The sequence below is a fragment of the Proteus sp. G2618 genome, from assembly GCF_009915995.1.
Taxonomy (GTDB): Bacteria; Pseudomonadota; Gammaproteobacteria; order Enterobacterales; family Enterobacteriaceae; genus Proteus; species Proteus terrae.
In genome coordinates this window covers 74,431-90,247 of sequence record NZ_JAABNI010000012.1, presented here as the reverse complement: position 1 = coordinate 90,247, position 15,817 = coordinate 74,431, and the positions used below count along the sequence as shown (strand labels likewise).

16 protein-coding genes are annotated in these 15,817 nt (G+C 33.8%); 10 read left to right on the top strand and 6 right to left on the bottom strand.

Annotated features, from left to right (window positions below):
• Nucleotide 1: 1 nt before the first annotated feature.
• From GWJ01_RS05055 to GWJ01_RS05035, 5 genes are read right to left on the bottom strand one after another with little or no spacing between them, the layout of a single operon-like run.
• Nucleotides 2-415 carry a type III secretion protein gene (locus tag GWJ01_RS05055; RefSeq protein ID WP_109402423.1) on the bottom strand — a complete coding sequence of 138 codons (414 nt, stop codon included), beginning with the start codon at nt 413-415 and terminating at the stop codon, nt 2-4.
• A gap of 8 nt (nt 416-423) precedes the next feature.
• Entirely contained in the window at nt 424-2,529 is a 2,106-nt protein-coding gene (locus GWJ01_RS05050) for an EscV/YscV/HrcV family type III secretion system export apparatus protein (protein ID WP_161710773.1), read from the bottom strand.
• A 16-nt stretch (nt 2,530-2,545) separates the two neighbouring features.
• Nucleotides 2,546-3,622 carry a type III secretion system gatekeeper subunit SctW gene (sctW, locus tag GWJ01_RS05045; protein WP_161710772.1) on the bottom strand — a complete coding sequence of 359 codons (1,077 nt, stop codon included), beginning with the start codon at nt 3,620-3,622 and terminating at the stop codon, nt 2,546-2,548.
• A 4-nt stretch (nt 3,623-3,626) separates the two neighbouring features.
• Entirely contained in the window at nt 3,627-5,339 is a 1,713-nt protein-coding gene (sctC, locus tag GWJ01_RS05040; RefSeq protein ID WP_161710771.1) for a type III secretion system outer membrane ring subunit SctC, read from the bottom strand.
• A complete protein-coding gene (locus GWJ01_RS05035) occupies nt 5,323-6,078 on the bottom strand; it encodes a helix-turn-helix domain-containing protein (protein WP_161710770.1) in 756 nt (251 codons plus the stop codon). Before GWJ01_RS05035 ends, sctC begins: the two co-directional genes overlap by 17 nt.
• A gap of 295 nt (nt 6,079-6,373) precedes the next feature.
• Between GWJ01_RS05035 and GWJ01_RS05030 the strand changes: the two genes are divergently transcribed.
• From GWJ01_RS05030 to GWJ01_RS05000, 7 genes are read left to right on the top strand one after another with little or no spacing between them, the layout of a single operon-like run.
• Nucleotides 6,374-7,450 carry a hypothetical protein gene (locus GWJ01_RS05030; protein WP_161710769.1) on the top strand — a complete coding sequence of 359 codons (1,077 nt, stop codon included), beginning with the start codon at nt 6,374-6,376 and terminating at the stop codon, nt 7,448-7,450.
• Between the two features lie 51 nt (nt 7,451-7,501).
• Complete coding sequence (locus GWJ01_RS05025; RefSeq protein ID WP_109402429.1) at nt 7,502-7,756, top strand: EscF/YscF/HrpA family type III secretion system needle major subunit; 255 nt, start codon at nt 7,502-7,504, stop codon at nt 7,754-7,756.
• 24 nt (nt 7,757-7,780) lie between these two features.
• On the top strand, nt 7,781-8,065 hold the full coding sequence (gene sctI, locus GWJ01_RS05020; RefSeq protein WP_109402430.1) for a type III secretion system inner rod subunit SctI: 285 nt from the start codon (nt 7,781-7,783) through the stop codon (nt 8,063-8,065).
• Between the two features lie 2 nt (nt 8,066-8,067).
• Nucleotides 8,068-8,829, top strand: coding sequence for a type III secretion system inner membrane ring lipoprotein SctJ (sctJ, locus tag GWJ01_RS05015; protein ID WP_109402431.1), 762 nt, complete (start codon nt 8,068-8,070; stop codon nt 8,827-8,829).
• Nucleotides 8,810-9,373, top strand: a complete 564-nt coding sequence (locus GWJ01_RS05010) for a type III secretion protein (RefSeq protein WP_161710768.1) — start codon at nt 8,810-8,812, stop codon at nt 9,371-9,373. The genes sctJ and GWJ01_RS05010 overlap by 20 nt, the downstream gene beginning before the upstream one ends.
• Nucleotides 9,354-10,049 (top strand): type III secretion protein, encoded by a 696-nt coding sequence (locus GWJ01_RS05005; RefSeq protein ID WP_161710767.1) that lies wholly within the window; start codon nt 9,354-9,356, stop codon nt 10,047-10,049. Before GWJ01_RS05010 ends, GWJ01_RS05005 begins: the two co-directional genes overlap by 20 nt.
• Nucleotides 10,036-10,470, top strand: coding sequence for a hypothetical protein (locus GWJ01_RS05000; protein WP_227003172.1), 435 nt, complete (start codon nt 10,036-10,038; stop codon nt 10,468-10,470). Before GWJ01_RS05005 ends, GWJ01_RS05000 begins: the two co-directional genes overlap by 14 nt.
• On the opposite strand, the gene soxR is transcribed toward GWJ01_RS05000, so the two are convergent.
• Nucleotides 10,471-10,920, bottom strand: coding sequence for a redox-sensitive transcriptional activator SoxR (gene soxR / locus GWJ01_RS04995; RefSeq protein ID WP_006536309.1), 450 nt, complete (start codon nt 10,918-10,920; stop codon nt 10,471-10,473). It abuts the gene before it with no gap.
• Nucleotides 10,921-11,037: 117 nt separating this feature from the next.
• Between soxR and GWJ01_RS04990 the strand changes: the two genes are divergently transcribed.
• From GWJ01_RS04990 to GWJ01_RS04980, 3 genes are read left to right on the top strand one after another with little or no spacing between them, the layout of a single operon-like run.
• Nucleotides 11,038-11,460, top strand: coding sequence for a DoxX family protein (locus GWJ01_RS04990; protein WP_109402435.1), 423 nt, complete (start codon nt 11,038-11,040; stop codon nt 11,458-11,460).
• A 45-nt stretch (nt 11,461-11,505) separates the two neighbouring features.
• Entirely contained in the window at nt 11,506-12,609 is a 1,104-nt protein-coding gene (locus tag GWJ01_RS04985; protein WP_109394851.1) for an efflux RND transporter periplasmic adaptor subunit, read from the top strand.
• A 12-nt stretch (nt 12,610-12,621) separates the two neighbouring features.
• Nucleotides 12,622-15,699 (top strand): MexW/MexI family multidrug efflux RND transporter permease subunit, encoded by a 3,078-nt coding sequence (locus GWJ01_RS04980; RefSeq protein WP_109394849.1) that lies wholly within the window; start codon nt 12,622-12,624, stop codon nt 15,697-15,699.
• Nucleotides 15,700-15,817: the final 118 nt, after the last annotated feature.

The window sequence follows — 15,817 nt, the reverse complement described above, 5'->3', positions numbered from 1 at the left end:
TTTAATTAATGAATTGTTGGTGGATGGTATTCATCATTTGAAAATACTCATCTATTGCTTTTGCCATTGACTCACCATTTTGCAAAGCAATAGGCATAAATGAAGCTCGCAACTCTAATTCAGATTCAACTTTCACTAAAGCAGGTTGACCAGGATAAAAGCTTTCCGTTTGATTATTAATGCTAGTTAATAATAATGGCGCACTACATTGTGATAACAAATTTTCATTATATTCACCAAGCACAGACCAGACCATCGGAACTTCATCAACAACTAATAAATTTATATCCGGCATATCTCCCAAGCTAATTGTGATTGTTGAATGATTATCAACAGATTTCCCTTCTGAGAATAAATCATTTCTCCCAATTACATTCATAGCATCCATAATTAAACTTGCTAGATCAAAAGACATAACTTCTCCTAAATAGATTGTAAAACGTTAATTTCAATATCTGATGTAATTTCATCATAAGATAAAACGGATAATTGTGGATATTGTGTTTCTATTAGTTTTTTAACAAATCGCCTTATATCTATTGCTGTTAAAAATATATAACTTTGTACATATTTAATTTCATCAACAGCTGTAGATATTTTTTCTATGATCATATCAAGTTCAGCAGTTTCTAAATTTAAAAAGGTTCCTGAAGAACTTTGTCTTATTCCACCTCGAATTATCTCTTCTACATTATGAGATAAAATAATTGCATTAAGTCTGCCATCGTTTGAAAAAAAATAACTAATATAACGCGAAAGTAGAGCACGAATATGTTCTGTTAAAAGCATTGGATCCTTCTCTTTACTTCCCCACTGTACTAAACCACCTATAATAGTTTTTATATTCCTAATAGGGATTTTTTCTTGCACTAAACGTTGTAAAACATCATTAATTCGTTGAATAGAAACTTGTCTATAACACTCTTTTAAAAGCTCTGGAGAATTCTCTTCTATTTTATCAAGAATATTTTTTGTTTCTTGTATACCTAAAAACTCAACAATATTCAACGTAATCAAATTAGAGAATTTTTTATAAAAGTAATCTTCTGCTAGTTCTAATTGATAACCTATTAATTCTAACTTTTCTTTATCATTTTTATTAACCCAATAATGTTCAATATTATTATCCTCTATCCTTATCGATTTAAAACCTAAAGAAAAAAATTCATCATTAGGATTTGCAATATGAATAAATGGGAAAGGACAATAAAATTCATCTGCCTTAACTTCATTTATTAAAATAATTATTTTATTATCATCAATTTTATCTGAATAATGAATAATAATATCAGGAAGCAATACACCATATTGTAAAATAAATTCTTTCTTTAACCATTTTTCAAAAACGAGCTTTGAAAGATATGCTTTCTTTTTAGAAGAAATCGTAATAATTAAGGGCAATGTTTCTGCTTGAGATAATGTGATATTCTCTTTTAATAAACTATTTTCATCTTCTGACTCATTTTTATTTGAAAACAAATTTGAAATAAGCCCTTTTTTACCATCAGTATCTGAATCATTATCTTCATTCTTATCTTTTTTATTATCTGTTATCGTTTCTTTTCTCCTACTTTTCCATTGTTTTTTAAAGAAATATCCACCCAATATCACAGATAAGATAAGAAATACGGGGGTTGGGAATCCAGGCAAAAATCCGATGACAAAAGCGAGGATTGCAGTCACTAATAGAGCAAAATCTTGTGCAAGTAGCTCGTTCATAATGCTAAAACCAAGATTATTATTTTCACCGCCAACACGAGTGACAATAAAGCCAGCACTAATAGAAATCAGCAATGCTGGAATTTGTGCAACAAGCCCATCACCAATGGTTAAAAGTGTATAAGTATGTAGTGCCTGTGAAATTGAGAGATCCATTTGAGCCATACCAACAGAGATCCCTCCAATTAAGTTAACAAAGATAATCACAATGCCAGCAATTGCATCACCTTTAATAAACTTCATTGCACCATCAAAAGAACCATATAACTGACTTTCTTGTCCTAATTCTTTTCTTCTTATTTTCACTTCTTCGTTATTAATAATGCCAGACTTTAAATCAGCATCGATACTCATCTGTTTTCCGGGCATTCCATCCAAAGAAAAACGAGCAGCAACTTCTGCAACTCGCTCTGAACCTTTAGTAATAACCAAAAATTGCACTATGGTGACAATAGAGAAAACAACGAAACCAACAACTAAATTTTCACCGATAACAAACTCACCAAATGAAGTAATTATCTCACCTGCATCTGCATCTAATAATATTAATCGACTTGTACTAATAGAAAGAGCAAGTCGAAAAAGTGTTGTGATCAGTAATAATGCAGGAAAGGTCATAAAGTTCAATATTCGAGTAATATAAAATGAACTCATGAAAATAAGTAAAGAAATAGTAATATTCAGCCCAATAAGAAAGTCTACAATATAAGTCGGCAAAGGTATGATTAACATAATAATAACCAAAATCATAACCGACAATACGATTAACTCTGGTCTATTTTTTATTGCCAATAGAAATCTATAAATCATAGAAATTATCCGTAAATTATTTTCTTTGTTGATACTGTTCTAGTCGAAGATAATTATCTATAAACTTCTGTATAATTATTTGGCATTCATCTCTAAAATCATCAGATAAATACAATGATTCAGGGTATTTATTAAACATTGTTTTTAGCCCTTGCAATAACTTCATTTTTATATTAACTAAATAATTAAGCCATTCATTTTCTAAAAGAGAAATTAGGTACTTTTCCATTTCATCAGGAAATGTCATACCATAAAAAATCAATTGATAAAGATCTTTTTCAGTTATTGTATTTTTTAAATCTTTTGTTTCTAATCTCTTTATATTTATTTCTATAAAGCTATATAAAGTACGTAATTTATTAACTCTATTAAGAAAATAACCAAACTCCGAACTTTGAGAACAACTTGGCATAAGTGATTGCATATCACAAATTAAGCTTTGTGTTAGAAAACTTAAAATAATAGTACATTGTTTAAGGTCATAATCTTCAATCCACATTTTAAAAAAATAGATAGGCTCAAGATCAAGATTAATATAGCTACGATAAAGATTTCTTAATGTTGAAGCATCGAGAGAAAGTAATTTAGCAAATGCTTTTGCTTGCAAAGCAATATTAATGCCGGCTCTAATTTGCTTCCCATTTTCTCCCTCAAGAAGATGATTTATCTCATTCTCAATTCCTGCATCTAATTGCGCCCCTAATTTTTTTTTCCTGAGTAATTCTCGTAAAACCATAACGAGATCACTTTCATCAGGGAACATTTTACGTAAATATTGAAGCAATTCTTGCAAACTTCGTCCTGATTTTCTAAATAACATCATAACTTTATCAAGTTTTTTATCGGCGCCCTCTTCTGCAATATATAATGTACTTTGCCCTCTATTTGCTTTTTTATCTAATAGTTGACCAAAACGTTGAGAAAAAAGAGTAGCAACCATAGACATATCGTCAGATATCTCTATTAATTGATTTTGATAATTTTGATTTTCATTAACTTTAGGTTGTTTGTACTCAGTTTCTTGTTGGCTTTTTTTACCAATACTACTAGGTGTTGAATGTGTCAAAGTAGAGGTATTAATTGGTGCAATCATGATATTACCTCATAAAAGCCTGAAGTTGTTTTAATGCCTGAGATGTTTTGTTGTCCATCGGTTCAAATGGATTTTCAGTGATAGAGCCTAACAATTCAGTTTGTGTTTTTTCTAATAAACGGGGTTGTAGCATAAAAATACGTATCATCTTTTTATTATTGTCAGATTCATATTTGAATGCTCCGCCTATTAAAGGGATAGCGCTAAGAAAAGGAACTTTACTTTCTGCTTTCACATTATCTTCTCGTGTATATCCACCAATTAATAAGCTTCCTCCCTCTGATACACGAGCAACAGTGCTAATATTGGTACGATTAATCACTGGTAGTTTTTCAACATTTTCATCAGCACCGCTGTCATCTTTTTTTTCTGCACCATCTTCAAGATTAATGATCATCTCAATATCTTTATTTGAGTTACCGATACGCGGTAATACACTGATCATCGTGCCAAATGTTGTTGATTCTAATGAAGCAACTCGTTCACCTTTTATTTGAGTATAAAAAGTCGTGTTGTTATCAAAAATAGCGGGAGTATTTTCTTGTGTTAATAAGATCGGACGAGAGACCATTTGAGCTTCGCCATCTTCACTCAATGCTTTAATTTTGCCTAAAAAGTTAAAACCAGATGCAGCACTTAAACTTGCTGTATTAAAAAAGAAACTGCCTTTACCAGATCCATAACTTGCTTGCCAATTAACACCTAGACTATCTGCTTTATTTTTAGAGATATCGATTATCCATAATGACAATTCAACTTGTCTTTTAGGTTTATCTAATTGAGTAATAAGTGAACCTATTAATGCCAAACCTTCCCGACTTGTTTTCACTAAAAGGCTATTTGAACCCGGTAAAGGCACTAATTCGACGTTATATTGCCCTACTTTAGTGATAATAGGAGCATTAGTTTCTTCAATATCATTTATCTCTTCATCGTATTTCTGGCTATCGTTACTTTCTGGGGTTTCACGAGGCTCTACGGTTGTTCTTTTTATTTCTCTAGAAGACATAAATAACTGCTGTAAAACAGTAGTAATTCCTGGCAGTACCACTTTATCATCACGTAAGGTATAAGTTCTGTCTTGTACAAAAGTATTTTTTAATGGAAATATCTGTACAAATTCATCACCATAACGAGAACTTCCCACTGGTACTTGGTTATTTGTATTTTCATTAATTTGCTCTTGTACATCATTATCTAAAAACTCAGCGGCAGCTTTGACTAATTTAATATAAACAGGAGGACCAGAAATATAGAAAGTACGTTGGTCTCGCCCAGCACGTAACGGATAACGGGGATCATATAATCCCACATCTTGTAAATACTCTTTTAACTCGACTAAGCTTATATTTTTTACTTGAAAGAGTTCTTGTAAAATCTCACTACTCTCATAGATATAGATTGATTTTCCATCATTAAAATAGAGTAATGACAAACGTTTCACCATCAATTCAAATGCTTCTTCTGGTGAAGAAATATCAAAATTTCCAGTTACTCTCTCCTTTTTTACAGCACTACTCAGAATAAAAGGTTTATTTAATTTATCTGATAACACAAGAAAGAACTGTTCTACTCGAGTATCAACAGCGATAAACACATCAGGTTTTTTTACCTGATGTGTATAGATAACCTTTCCTTGCGCAGCTTGGATTTGAAAAGAAAAACCACAACAAAGTACTAGCCCAATGACACAATAAATCTTATTTTTTATTTTCATAAAGATGCTGACCAATTCGACGAAATTCTGTTGGTGTAATACCAAATAGCGTCTTGATTTCATTTGAGAAATGAGACGCTGAGCTAAATCCATTATCGACGGCAATTTGTGTTAATGATTCATCAGTTGATAGCGTGGTTAAAATGGAAGATGCCGCACGCCATGAACGTAATTGACTTTTTCCACAATTACCTAAATAGCGTTTACATAGTCGTCTAAAATGTGTACCTGATACCCCATAGCGCTCTCCAATTTGTGCAATATTACTTTTCTTCTCATCTAAATAACTAATAAGATGTAAAATAAGCCAATAACTTTCACTATGTCTTATTGTGACAAATAGAGGTTCTAATTGGCTTTCTGCTTTTATTGCTTCATTTATTAATACGTATTCTAGGGATTTATTAGTATCTTCTATATAAAAAATCTGCTGATTAATATCAAATTCTGATCCTATTGCCGTCATTTTGGAAAAATCGCGTGCATAATCAATAAATGCTAATAATCTTGCACAAATAAAAAATGATCGTTTCTCAATTTTCCATGACTGATTTTCAGATTGAAAAATAACATCTTCATTTTTTGAATTATAAATAAAAGCCTTTCCTTTTATAATTTTAGTCTTTTTTTCATCATATATCTTGACTGGATAATCATCCTTCAGAGGAATGCAAAAGAATAATGAATTCCCCAGTAATATATTTTTATCACCGCTTATTTTTATATCATTTATTAACATAAAAAATACCTCATCTTATCTTGTTAAATAATAAAAAGTTAAAGATAGTAAACTATCAACAAACTTATTCTTATGTTTTCATCTTATATAACACTACAATAATATTACTAATTATTAACTATAAAGATAAATAACAAATTTTTTCGGTTTATTATTTAAAAAAAGTACTAGTAATATATTAATACCCACTATCAAATAAAAAACATGTGCTTTTTTTTAAAAGAAATTTAATGACTATTTTACTAAACTATATTTACATTATGAATTAATAACATTTTATCATTAGGCTAAATCTATGCTGTATTACATTTATATTCTTTCTGGTCCATTAAAAGGAGCCATTGTTCCTTTACCGCCTAATCACTATTCATTTTTTTTACAAAATGAAGAAATCAATGATAAGAAAGAAGAAAATGAAAAAATGGTAATTTATATTCCTTGTGATAATAAGGTGTGTAAAAAAAAGCTCGCTATTATACTTGATGAAAATAGTAGTGAAAATAATAAATATATAATTGAGCATAGCTTCATACCAGAAGAAGTCGGTAAAGAATATTTATTACCTCTAAACACACCGGTGTATTTCAATGATATTCCTATCTTTTTAGTCAGTAATAAAAGTGATTTTCCACTTGAACCATCTCATTTTAAAAATAATAAAAAGAGATGGATTACTAGCAAAAAAATACTTATATCATTGGCATTATTGATTCCATTTTTCATGGTATTTATATTTTATATAAATAAACCAATAGCAAAGTCAACCACTCCCATCATATCAAAAAGTTTAAATTTTAAAGGTTTTCAAGGAGAAAATGGATATTATTGTATTTTTGATGATTCATACGTTACATCCAAAGTAAATAGTGATTCAGAAAATAAAGTTTTTTATATAGATAAAAGAAAAATAGAAAATTTAGCAATTGGAAATAATAATAAAAAGATACATTTAATTTTAAAAGATAAAGCTAAACCCATTATCAACTTTATTTACTATAATGATAATGAGAAATTAAAAATCATTGATGCAATAAATAGTCATTTTTCTAAAAATTGTTATCCTACAATTAAAGAAATTTCGATTCCAAACATCATTAATGATATAAACACGCTAGAGTTAACAAAAACAATAGGTTATACCATTGAAGAAAAAAACAATGGTTTAATCTTTATTTTTGATGATGTATTAGACAGAAATAACAAAGGAAAACTTGATACTTATATCAAAAAACAAACGGCCATTTTTGGAAGAAAGTTTCTCTTTTACCGTGAAAATATAAGTAATCCAATATTGAAAAATAAAGCAACCTTACAAGAAGATAATGGATATATCTTTCTTGATAATCAACATCGCTATTTCCCTCAAGGTTAATAGTGATAATTGTAAGCAATAACTTAAAATTGAAATTAGAGGAATAATATTATGCCAGCCTATCCTGTTGCCGACGATGTAAGCTCTATTGATAAGATTGATGACTATTTTCAAGAGCCAGTTAAAAACCAAAGTGATGCACTAAAAGTTGCACTAGATGCATTGAAAGCAGATACATCAAATGCTGCTGCATTGGCTGATTATCAAGCCAAGCTTGCTGAATATAATATTACACGTAATGCTCAATCCACATCGATCAAAGTTGTGAAAGATTTAGCAATGAGCATTATCGGGAATATGCGTTAATTTTTTATATAATGGAGATAATATATGGCAATTACCCCTGTTGTTCCTGTGAATTTAACAACATTAGCAAATGATAACAATAATAGTGATGATAATTTATCATCAATGATGATAAATACGATTACAAGTAGCTTTCAGTATGAAAAACAGACCCAAGAAAAGCTAAAGATATTAAGTCAATTAAATGATGTTCAAAGTTATACCCTGCTACAAACCAAGCTTAATAACTATACAATTACAATGAATTTAGCGAGTACTTTAGCCAGAAAATCACTGAATATTGTTGAAACATTACTCAAGGCTCAATAGTAATGAAAATGCGATATTTGTTATTGGCATTATTATGTTGCCTATTTCCATTATTAAGTGGTTGTAAAGATCAATCACTACTCACTAATTTGGATCAGAGGCAAGCAACAGAAATTCAAGCTGTTTTACAGAAGCACCAAATAACCAGCACGCGTAAAGCATTAGGAAAAGGATTATTTGATGTTTCTGTTAAAAAAGAAGATATGGGAATTGCAATTCAAATTCTAGAAGAATATCAATTGCCCACACTATCTCGAATTGAAGTCACACAGCTATTTCCATCAGACGCATTAGTATCATCGCCACAAGCCGAAAAAGCACGTTTAATTTCAGCCATTGAGCAACGATTAGAACAATCATTACTCACTATTGATCATATTATTGATGCTAGAGTTCATGTGAGTTATCCCATCTCTCCTACTGAACGTATTATTCCAACACCTCATGCTTCAGCATTGGTTTTTTATGAAGAGGGTATGCTTGATAATAACCAGCTAACTGACGATGTTCGTGCTTTTATTCATAATGCCTTTAACGATATGAATGAGGATAATATTACCGTTTTGTTATACCCAAGAAACATAAATAAATTCAATATGATAAACAATCAGAATTATCAAAATAATTCTGATTCATTCTTTAATTCTTGGTTATTTCTAAGCTTAGTATTGGCTGTGATCGTCGCTATCATTACAGTTTCATTGATAATATTTCGACGCAAAAAAGCACTGAAAGAAGAGAATAATGACAAATCTGACGTCTGAACAATTCGAAATGATATCTAATGTGATGTATGACCCCCTTAGTTATCTCCATGCAGATTACAAAGTATTGGCTTCAAAAGAAGAAAGTGTAATCTGGCAGAAATTAGCTAATCGCCAGTTAATTCAGCAATATCAACTTATTAATCAGCTTGATTGTGATATCGATATCATTGTAGAAAAAATTTTTACCCATTGGGCATTACTTCCTCGTTGTGCTCTATTTTTAGGTTATTTGCACTCTAGAGAAACACTTTTGTTATCGGATGATTACTATCAACTAGAGCCACAATTAAAAGCGTTTTTATCACTCTACCCTGTTTTAAATATAGATAAAAAGATAATTACCCTACAGAAAAATATCGCACCAATAAATATCGGCTATCAATTGCTATTTGATTTTATTAATTCAATTTCAACCGCACTTTCTCAGCGTTTTACATTACTTTTTGCGCCTCAATCCTCATCGATTGAACTTCCTCAATCACTTTATTTATCTCATTCACTTTTTCTTTTGGTACTAGATTATGCTGCGCTCTCTGCCTGAAGATCTTTTAACATACGCTTGTGAAGGTATATTAATACGAGCTCGCTATGTTCGACAGCTTGATAATATTTATAAAACAGAATTAGCTGCCAAGCAGGCGGCAAAAAAAATAATTCGAGATTTTAATAACAAACTAGAAGAACATCATAAAGAAATAGCAAACCAAGCCTATAGCAAAGGATTATGGGTATTATTAGGGGATATCTTAAATTTTGTAGTTCAATATCAAGAGAAACTGACACAATATGAGTTTCAGCAAAGAGAACAATTAACGGCAACGATTGCTCAATTTTTTGATTCACCTGAAATTCAAACTGAAATTACACACCGTTTAATTTCAACAATACCTTCAGAAAAAAAAATTACACTCGACATTCCTGTGACATTACGCCGTTATCTTGGGAATAAGCTCAATAAGCTTGATATTGAATTGCTCTCTCATGAAAGTAAAACAATTGCTGTTCATGCTGGTGATCAAATTACATTTTTTGATCCCAACCTATTAATTGATGATCTTAAAGCACAATTCCATCGTCCTTACACTGAATCTTATCAACCTGTTTTTACTCAAGAAATTAAAGAAAACCTAATAAAATTTATTAATACATTCGATACACTAGATAATGTCCCCCCTCAAAGTGGCACCTTCAGTGAGGATAATAATGATGAAGATTGATGCTTTAAAACCACAAGTGTTATATGGAGAACAACCCTCTTTACCTGAATCAAAACAGATCGACAATAAAGAGTCTGATCCTTTAATAGCCATATTGAATTCTTCTTTTTATCAATACTTAAAAGGATCCAGAATTAATAGTGCCAAAGATGTATTGGCGTTATTAAACCAATTTGATGTCAAAAATGAAGGCAATCAAACTCTAAAAGAAAAGCGCCAAGTTGCATTATTAATCTATGCTCGCCAAACAAGTGAACTAGAAAATAATAATAATAAAGATGCCATTAATCAGGCACTAATTTCACTTCTTTCTTATCAAGGTTTTTATCATCAATTTACACTCGACTTATTAGGTATGACCGATAACCAAGATGATTATGAAGGCTTTTTCAAACCAGATAGCGCTTCGTTTTCATTTTGATTACAGGATCTGAGGACCGGCCCCTTTTTCACCTAAAATATCATCAGGATTACGTAATGGGCAATCACTTAACGATAAACAACCACAGCCAATACAATGATCTAACCCATTACGTAGTCTCTTAAGGCGGCGAATACGTTCATCTAACCTTACTTTCCAATCCGTTGATATTTCGTGCCATTGTTCTGCGGTCAATTTACTGTTTGGTGGATATTTTCCTAGTATTTCCTGAATTTCTTTTAACGGAATACCTGTACTTTGCGCAGCTTTTATAATCGCTACGTAACGTAATACAACTGGTGGGTAACGGCGCTGATTACCTGCACTTCGATAACTTTCTATCAACCCTTTTTCTTCATAAAAATGTAACGTTGAAATTGCAACGCCACTTCTTTTTGCTACCTCACCGACGGTAAGTGCTCTATTGAAATCTATTTTTTCTTTTTTCATTTTTTACTTTTCCCTCTTGACCTCAACTTAACTTGAGGTTTTATAGTCCCCTCCTCAAATTAAGTCAAGTCAGTGGGATGCTGGTTCTTATTTTTTAAGATTATTGAGGTCAGATGAATGCCAAATTCAATTGCACGTATTCTCGAAAGCCATTCTTTATGGTTTATCGCTAGATTACTTATCCTTGTTTTATTTCTTTCTTCTGGCTTTGCCAAAGTCTTTGATTACGAGAATAGTTTGGCGGAAATGCGCGCTGCGGGATTGGAACCTGATTGGTTTTTTAATATTGCCACTGCGATCGTCTTATTTTGTGGCTCACTTTTAGTGCTTTTCGATCGCTATTTATGGCTAGGTGCTGGCGCTTTAGCTCTCTTTTTATTTTTAACTATCGTGGTTGTTCATACTTTTTGGAATATGACGGGAGACAAGGCCATGTTGTCGATGTTTTTTGCAATAGAACATCTCGCTGTTATTGGTGGATTAATCACTACGGCAATGGCTAGTCATTTCAGAGCGTTATGGAAAAAGAATAACGCATAAAACGATAAAAAATATAAAAACTTTCACTATGGGATCGGCAATAAAATGAATAAAAAACTTACTATTACGGTATGTGCCTCACTCTTTTTACTCAGTGCAGGTGCAATGGTTTACGCAACCACATCATCAGATGATGAAACACAGCAATTTGCTTATCCTCCGACAAAAGTCGCATTGGCAACTGTACAATCATCAAAATTACCAAACAATATGCAAGGTGTTGGGGAATTAGAAGCTGCACGCCAAGTCTATTTAGCCGCTGAAACCAATGGTCGAATTGCTGTGATTAATTTTGAGTCAGGGCAAACTGTTAAAGCAGGCCAAGTTTTAGCTAAATTAAATGATGAGCCAGAACAAGCCGAGTTATTACGCTTACAAGCACAATTAACCAATGCAGAAAAACTCTATTCTCGAACAAGACAACTTTATAGTAAAAATGTCGCAGCTGCCGCGCAATTAGATAGCACCTTATCAGAGCGCGACATGATTGTGGCCTCTATTCGAGAAGTGAAAGCGCGAATTGCACAAAAAGCAATTAAAGCCCCTTTTGACGGTATCGTTGGGATAAAACTTGTTCATGAAGGCCAATATCTCAATGCTGGTGAACGTGTGGCTTCACTTGTCGATGCGAGCCATTTAAAACTCAATTTTTCACTTGATGAACAAGCCGCACCAAAAATTTCAACAAAACAGCCAATCAATATCGAAGTCGATGCTTACCCAGATATCATTTTTACTGGTTCAATAAATGCGATTGATCCTCTTATTGGCTCTTCTCGTACAGTACAAATACAGGCTGTTTTACCAAATGCTGACAATAAATTAAAAGCGGGCATGTTTGCTCGTGTTCAAGTTACTTCTCCTGATAGTCCTATGGTATTAACCGTACCGGAAACGGCAGTCACTTATACTGCCTATGGAGATACCGTGTTTGTAGCGCAATCTGACAATCAAAAAAACCTTATCGCTAAGCGTGTCTCTGTGAAAGTTGGATTGCGCTACAACGGCATGATCGAAATAAAAGAAGGTTTAACCCTTGGGGATCAAATTGTTTCCTCAGGGCAAGTTAAGTTAAGTGATGGCATCTCAATTGAACCTATTGAGCAAGATACATTAGCGTTAGCTCAATCAGCGACAATTAAGCCATAACGGGAGTTAATAATGAAATTTACCGATATTTTTGTTCGGCGCCCTGTTTTGGCATTAGTTGTTAGCACACTGATTTTTTTACTGGGCGCATTTGCGTTCAGTAAACTGCCTATTCGCCAGTACCCTATGTTGCAAAATTCAACTATTACGATTGCAACAGACTATCCCGGAGCATCATCTGAACTGATGCAAGGATTTGTGACACAACCGATCACTCAAGCCGTTTCCTCTGTTGAGGGCGTTGATTATATTTCCTCTTCTTCTGTTCAAGGAAAAAGCTTAGTCACCGTCAGAATGGAATTAAACCGCGATCCAACTCAAGCCTTAACGCAGGTAATGGCGAAAGTGAATCAGGTACGTTATAAGTTACCTGAGCAAGCTTATGATCCCGTTATCGAGCTTTCATCTGGCGAATCTACTGCGGTGGCTTATGTCGGATTTTCAAGTGAACAGCTTTCTATCCCTGAACTCACTGACTACCTTTCTCGTGTTGTGGAACCTATGTTCTCATCCATCAATGGTGTTGCTAAAGTACAGGTTTTTGGTGGACAACAATTAGCAATGCGTTTGTGGTTAGATGCAGACAAACTGGCTGGTCGTAACTTAACGGCAAGCGATGTTGCAAATGCAGTACGCCGTAATAACTATCAAGCTGCCCCCGGGAAAGTCGAAGGCGAGTTTGTGATTGCCAATGTTTATGTCAATACTGATCTCACTAATGTCGAAGAATTTAAAGACATGGTTATCATTAATGATGGCAATAACCTTGTTCGTTTACGTGATGTCGGTACTGTCGAATTAGGTGCTGCGGCTACTGAAACCAGCGGTATTATGAATGGTAAAAAAGCGGTATTTTTGGGTTTATTCCCGACTCCAACAGGTAACCCACTTGTGATTGTTGATGGCATTCGCGAGCATCTTGTTGATATTCAAAAAACCTTACCGCCAAGCGTCGATGTAGAACTGGCATTTGAAACTTCACGTTTTATCAAAGCCTCTATTAATCAAGTAGTACAAACCTTAATTGAAGCGATTTTAATCGTTATCGCGGTTATTTATCTCTGTTTGGGATCGTTCCGTTCTGTTCTTATTCCTGTACTTGCCATTCCGTTATCGATGCTAGGTGCTGCCGGATTAATGCTTGCCTTTGGCTTTAGTATTAACTTGCTCACCTTGCTAGCAATGGTTTTAGCAATCGGATTAGTTGTGGATGATGCGATAGTGGTTGTTGAAAACGTACATCGCCATATTGAAGAAGGGTTATCGCCTGTTCAAGCCGCTTTAGTCGGTGCGAGAGAAGTTGCTGGTCCTGTTATTGCAATGACGATCACGTTAGCCGCCGTTTATGCTCCTATTGGTTTAATGGCTGGATTAACGGGGGCATTATTTAAAGAATTTGCCATAACATTGGCAGGTAGTGTGATTGTATCCGGTATTGTGGCATTAACCTTGTCGCCAGTGATGAGCTCGTTAATGCTAAAACCAAAAGAAAATGAAGGCAGAATGGCTAAAATAGCCGAATATATCTTTGATAAACTGGCTCATTATTATGGTTACGTACTCAATTTTTCTTTAGCTAATCGCTGGCTAACCATTGTTTTTGCCTTAGCAGTGTTTGTCAGCTTACCGTTTTTGTATAGTCAGACAAAACAAGAGCTGGCTCCTTCAGAAGATCAAGCGAGTGTATTAACCGCCGTAAAAGCACCGCAACATGCAAATCTTGCTTATGCTGAACGCTTTAATCAAAAGCTTGATGAAATTTATATGAGTCTGCCTGAAACAGACAGCACATGGATAATTAACGGTACAGATGGGCCTTCAGCCAGCTTTGGTGGTATTAACTTTGATGGTTGGGATCTCCGCGATCGCAATGCAGATCAAATTCAAGCCGACTTACAAAACCGCGTCAATAATGTTGAAGGTACTAGTATTTTTGCTTTCCAATTAGCTTCTTTACCCGGTTCGGTAGGTGGGTTACCTGTACAAATGGTTTTACGTAGCCCGTTAGGTTATCCCGTTTTATTTGAAACAATGGAAAACATTAAACAGCAAGCGAGAGAAAGTGGTTTGTTTGTCGTGGTGGATAGCGATTTAGATTACAACAATCCTGTCGTTCAAGTTGCCATAGACAGAGCTAAGGCCAATAGTTTAGGTATTCGCATGCAGGATATTGGTGAATCACTTTCATTATTAGTCGGTGAACACTATATCAATCGTTTTGGTATGGATGGTCGCTCTTATGATGTTATTCCACAAAGTGTACGTCACCAACGTTTAACGCCTGCAGCTCTTGCTGGGCACTATATTCGCACTCAAGATAACGTGTTGATCCCATTATCAACAGTTGTGAATATCACAACTCAAGTTGAACCCAATAAACTGACACAGTTTAATCAACAAAATGCAGCCATATTTCAAGCGATCCCCGCGCCTGGTGTCACGATGGGACAAGCAGTCGCGTTTCTTGAAACTGTAGCAGATTCATTACCAGCGGGCTTTAGTCATGATTGGCAATCTGATTCTCGCCAATTTACCCAAGAAGGAAATACGTTAGTCTTTGCTTTTATTGCCGCACTTATCATTATTTATTTAGTGTTAGCTGCACAGTATGAAAGTTTGGTTGATCCTTTGATTATCTTAATTACTGTACCGCTATCAATTTGTGGTGCATTAGTCCCTCTCGCTTTAGGGATGGTGACGCTAAATATCTACACTCAAATTGGTTTAGTCACACTAATAGGACTTATTAGTAAGCACGGTATTTTAATGGTGGAATTCGCTAATGAATTGCAAGTTCATAAAAATCTAAACCGTCGGGATGCCATTATTGAAGCTGCAAAAATCCGATTGCGTCCTGTATTAATGACCACAGCGGCAATGGTTATTGGGCTTATTCCACTTTTATTTGCCAGTGGTGCTGGGGCGAATAGTCGCTATGGATTAGGGCTGATTATTGTGTCAGGTATGTTAGTCGGCACACTATTTACCCTGTTTGTGTTACCAACAATGTACAGCTTCTTAGCTAGAAACCATCAAATCAGCGCTCAAACTGAGCGTCAAAAACAGTTACAGCAAGTTAGTGAGCAGTAAAACTAAAAAATAAAAAGCAGTAATGTCGTAAACCAATCCCCATTGTGAATGCAGTGGGGATTTTATCTTTAAAGTTATCAAGATAAACTCAGATCCGTTTTGAAATAAAATCGTTAAC

Bases quoted from the DNA above. Each gene is read 5' to 3' on its own strand.
- GWJ01_RS05055 (WP_109402423.1), bottom strand. From the start codon at position 415: ATGTCTTTTGATCTAGCAAGTTTAATTATGGATGCTATGAATGTAATT.
- GWJ01_RS05050 (WP_161710773.1), bottom strand. From the start codon at position 2,529: ATGATTTATAGATTTCTATTGGCAATAAAAAATAGACCAGAGTTAATC.
- sctW (WP_161710772.1), bottom strand. From the start codon at position 3,622: ATGATTGCACCAATTAATACCTCTACTTTGACACATTCAACACCTAGT.
- sctC (WP_161710771.1), bottom strand. From the start codon at position 5,339: ATGAAAATAAAAAATAAGATTTATTGTGTCATTGGGCTAGTACTTTGT.
- GWJ01_RS05035 (WP_161710770.1), bottom strand. From the start codon at position 6,078: ATGTTAATAAATGATATAAAAATAAGCGGTGATAAAAATATATTACTG.
- GWJ01_RS05030 (WP_161710769.1), top strand. From the start codon at position 6,374: ATGCTGTATTACATTTATATTCTTTCTGGTCCATTAAAAGGAGCCATT.
- GWJ01_RS05025 (WP_109402429.1), top strand. From the start codon at position 7,502: ATGCCAGCCTATCCTGTTGCCGACGATGTAAGCTCTATTGATAAGATT.
- sctI (WP_109402430.1), top strand. From the start codon at position 7,781: ATGGCAATTACCCCTGTTGTTCCTGTGAATTTAACAACATTAGCAAAT.
- sctJ (WP_109402431.1), top strand. From the start codon at position 8,068: ATGAAAATGCGATATTTGTTATTGGCATTATTATGTTGCCTATTTCCA.
- GWJ01_RS05010 (WP_161710768.1), top strand. From the start codon at position 8,810: ATGACAAATCTGACGTCTGAACAATTCGAAATGATATCTAATGTGATG.
- GWJ01_RS05005 (WP_161710767.1), top strand. From the start codon at position 9,354: ATGCTGCGCTCTCTGCCTGAAGATCTTTTAACATACGCTTGTGAAGGT.
- GWJ01_RS05000 (WP_227003172.1), top strand. From the start codon at position 10,036: ATGATGAAGATTGATGCTTTAAAACCACAAGTGTTATATGGAGAACAA.
- soxR (WP_006536309.1), bottom strand. From the start codon at position 10,920: ATGAAAAAAGAAAAAATAGATTTCAATAGAGCACTTACCGTCGGTGAG.
- GWJ01_RS04990 (WP_109402435.1), top strand. From the start codon at position 11,038: ATGCCAAATTCAATTGCACGTATTCTCGAAAGCCATTCTTTATGGTTT.
- GWJ01_RS04985 (WP_109394851.1), top strand. From the start codon at position 11,506: ATGAATAAAAAACTTACTATTACGGTATGTGCCTCACTCTTTTTACTC.
- GWJ01_RS04980 (WP_109394849.1), top strand. From the start codon at position 12,622: ATGAAATTTACCGATATTTTTGTTCGGCGCCCTGTTTTGGCATTAGTT.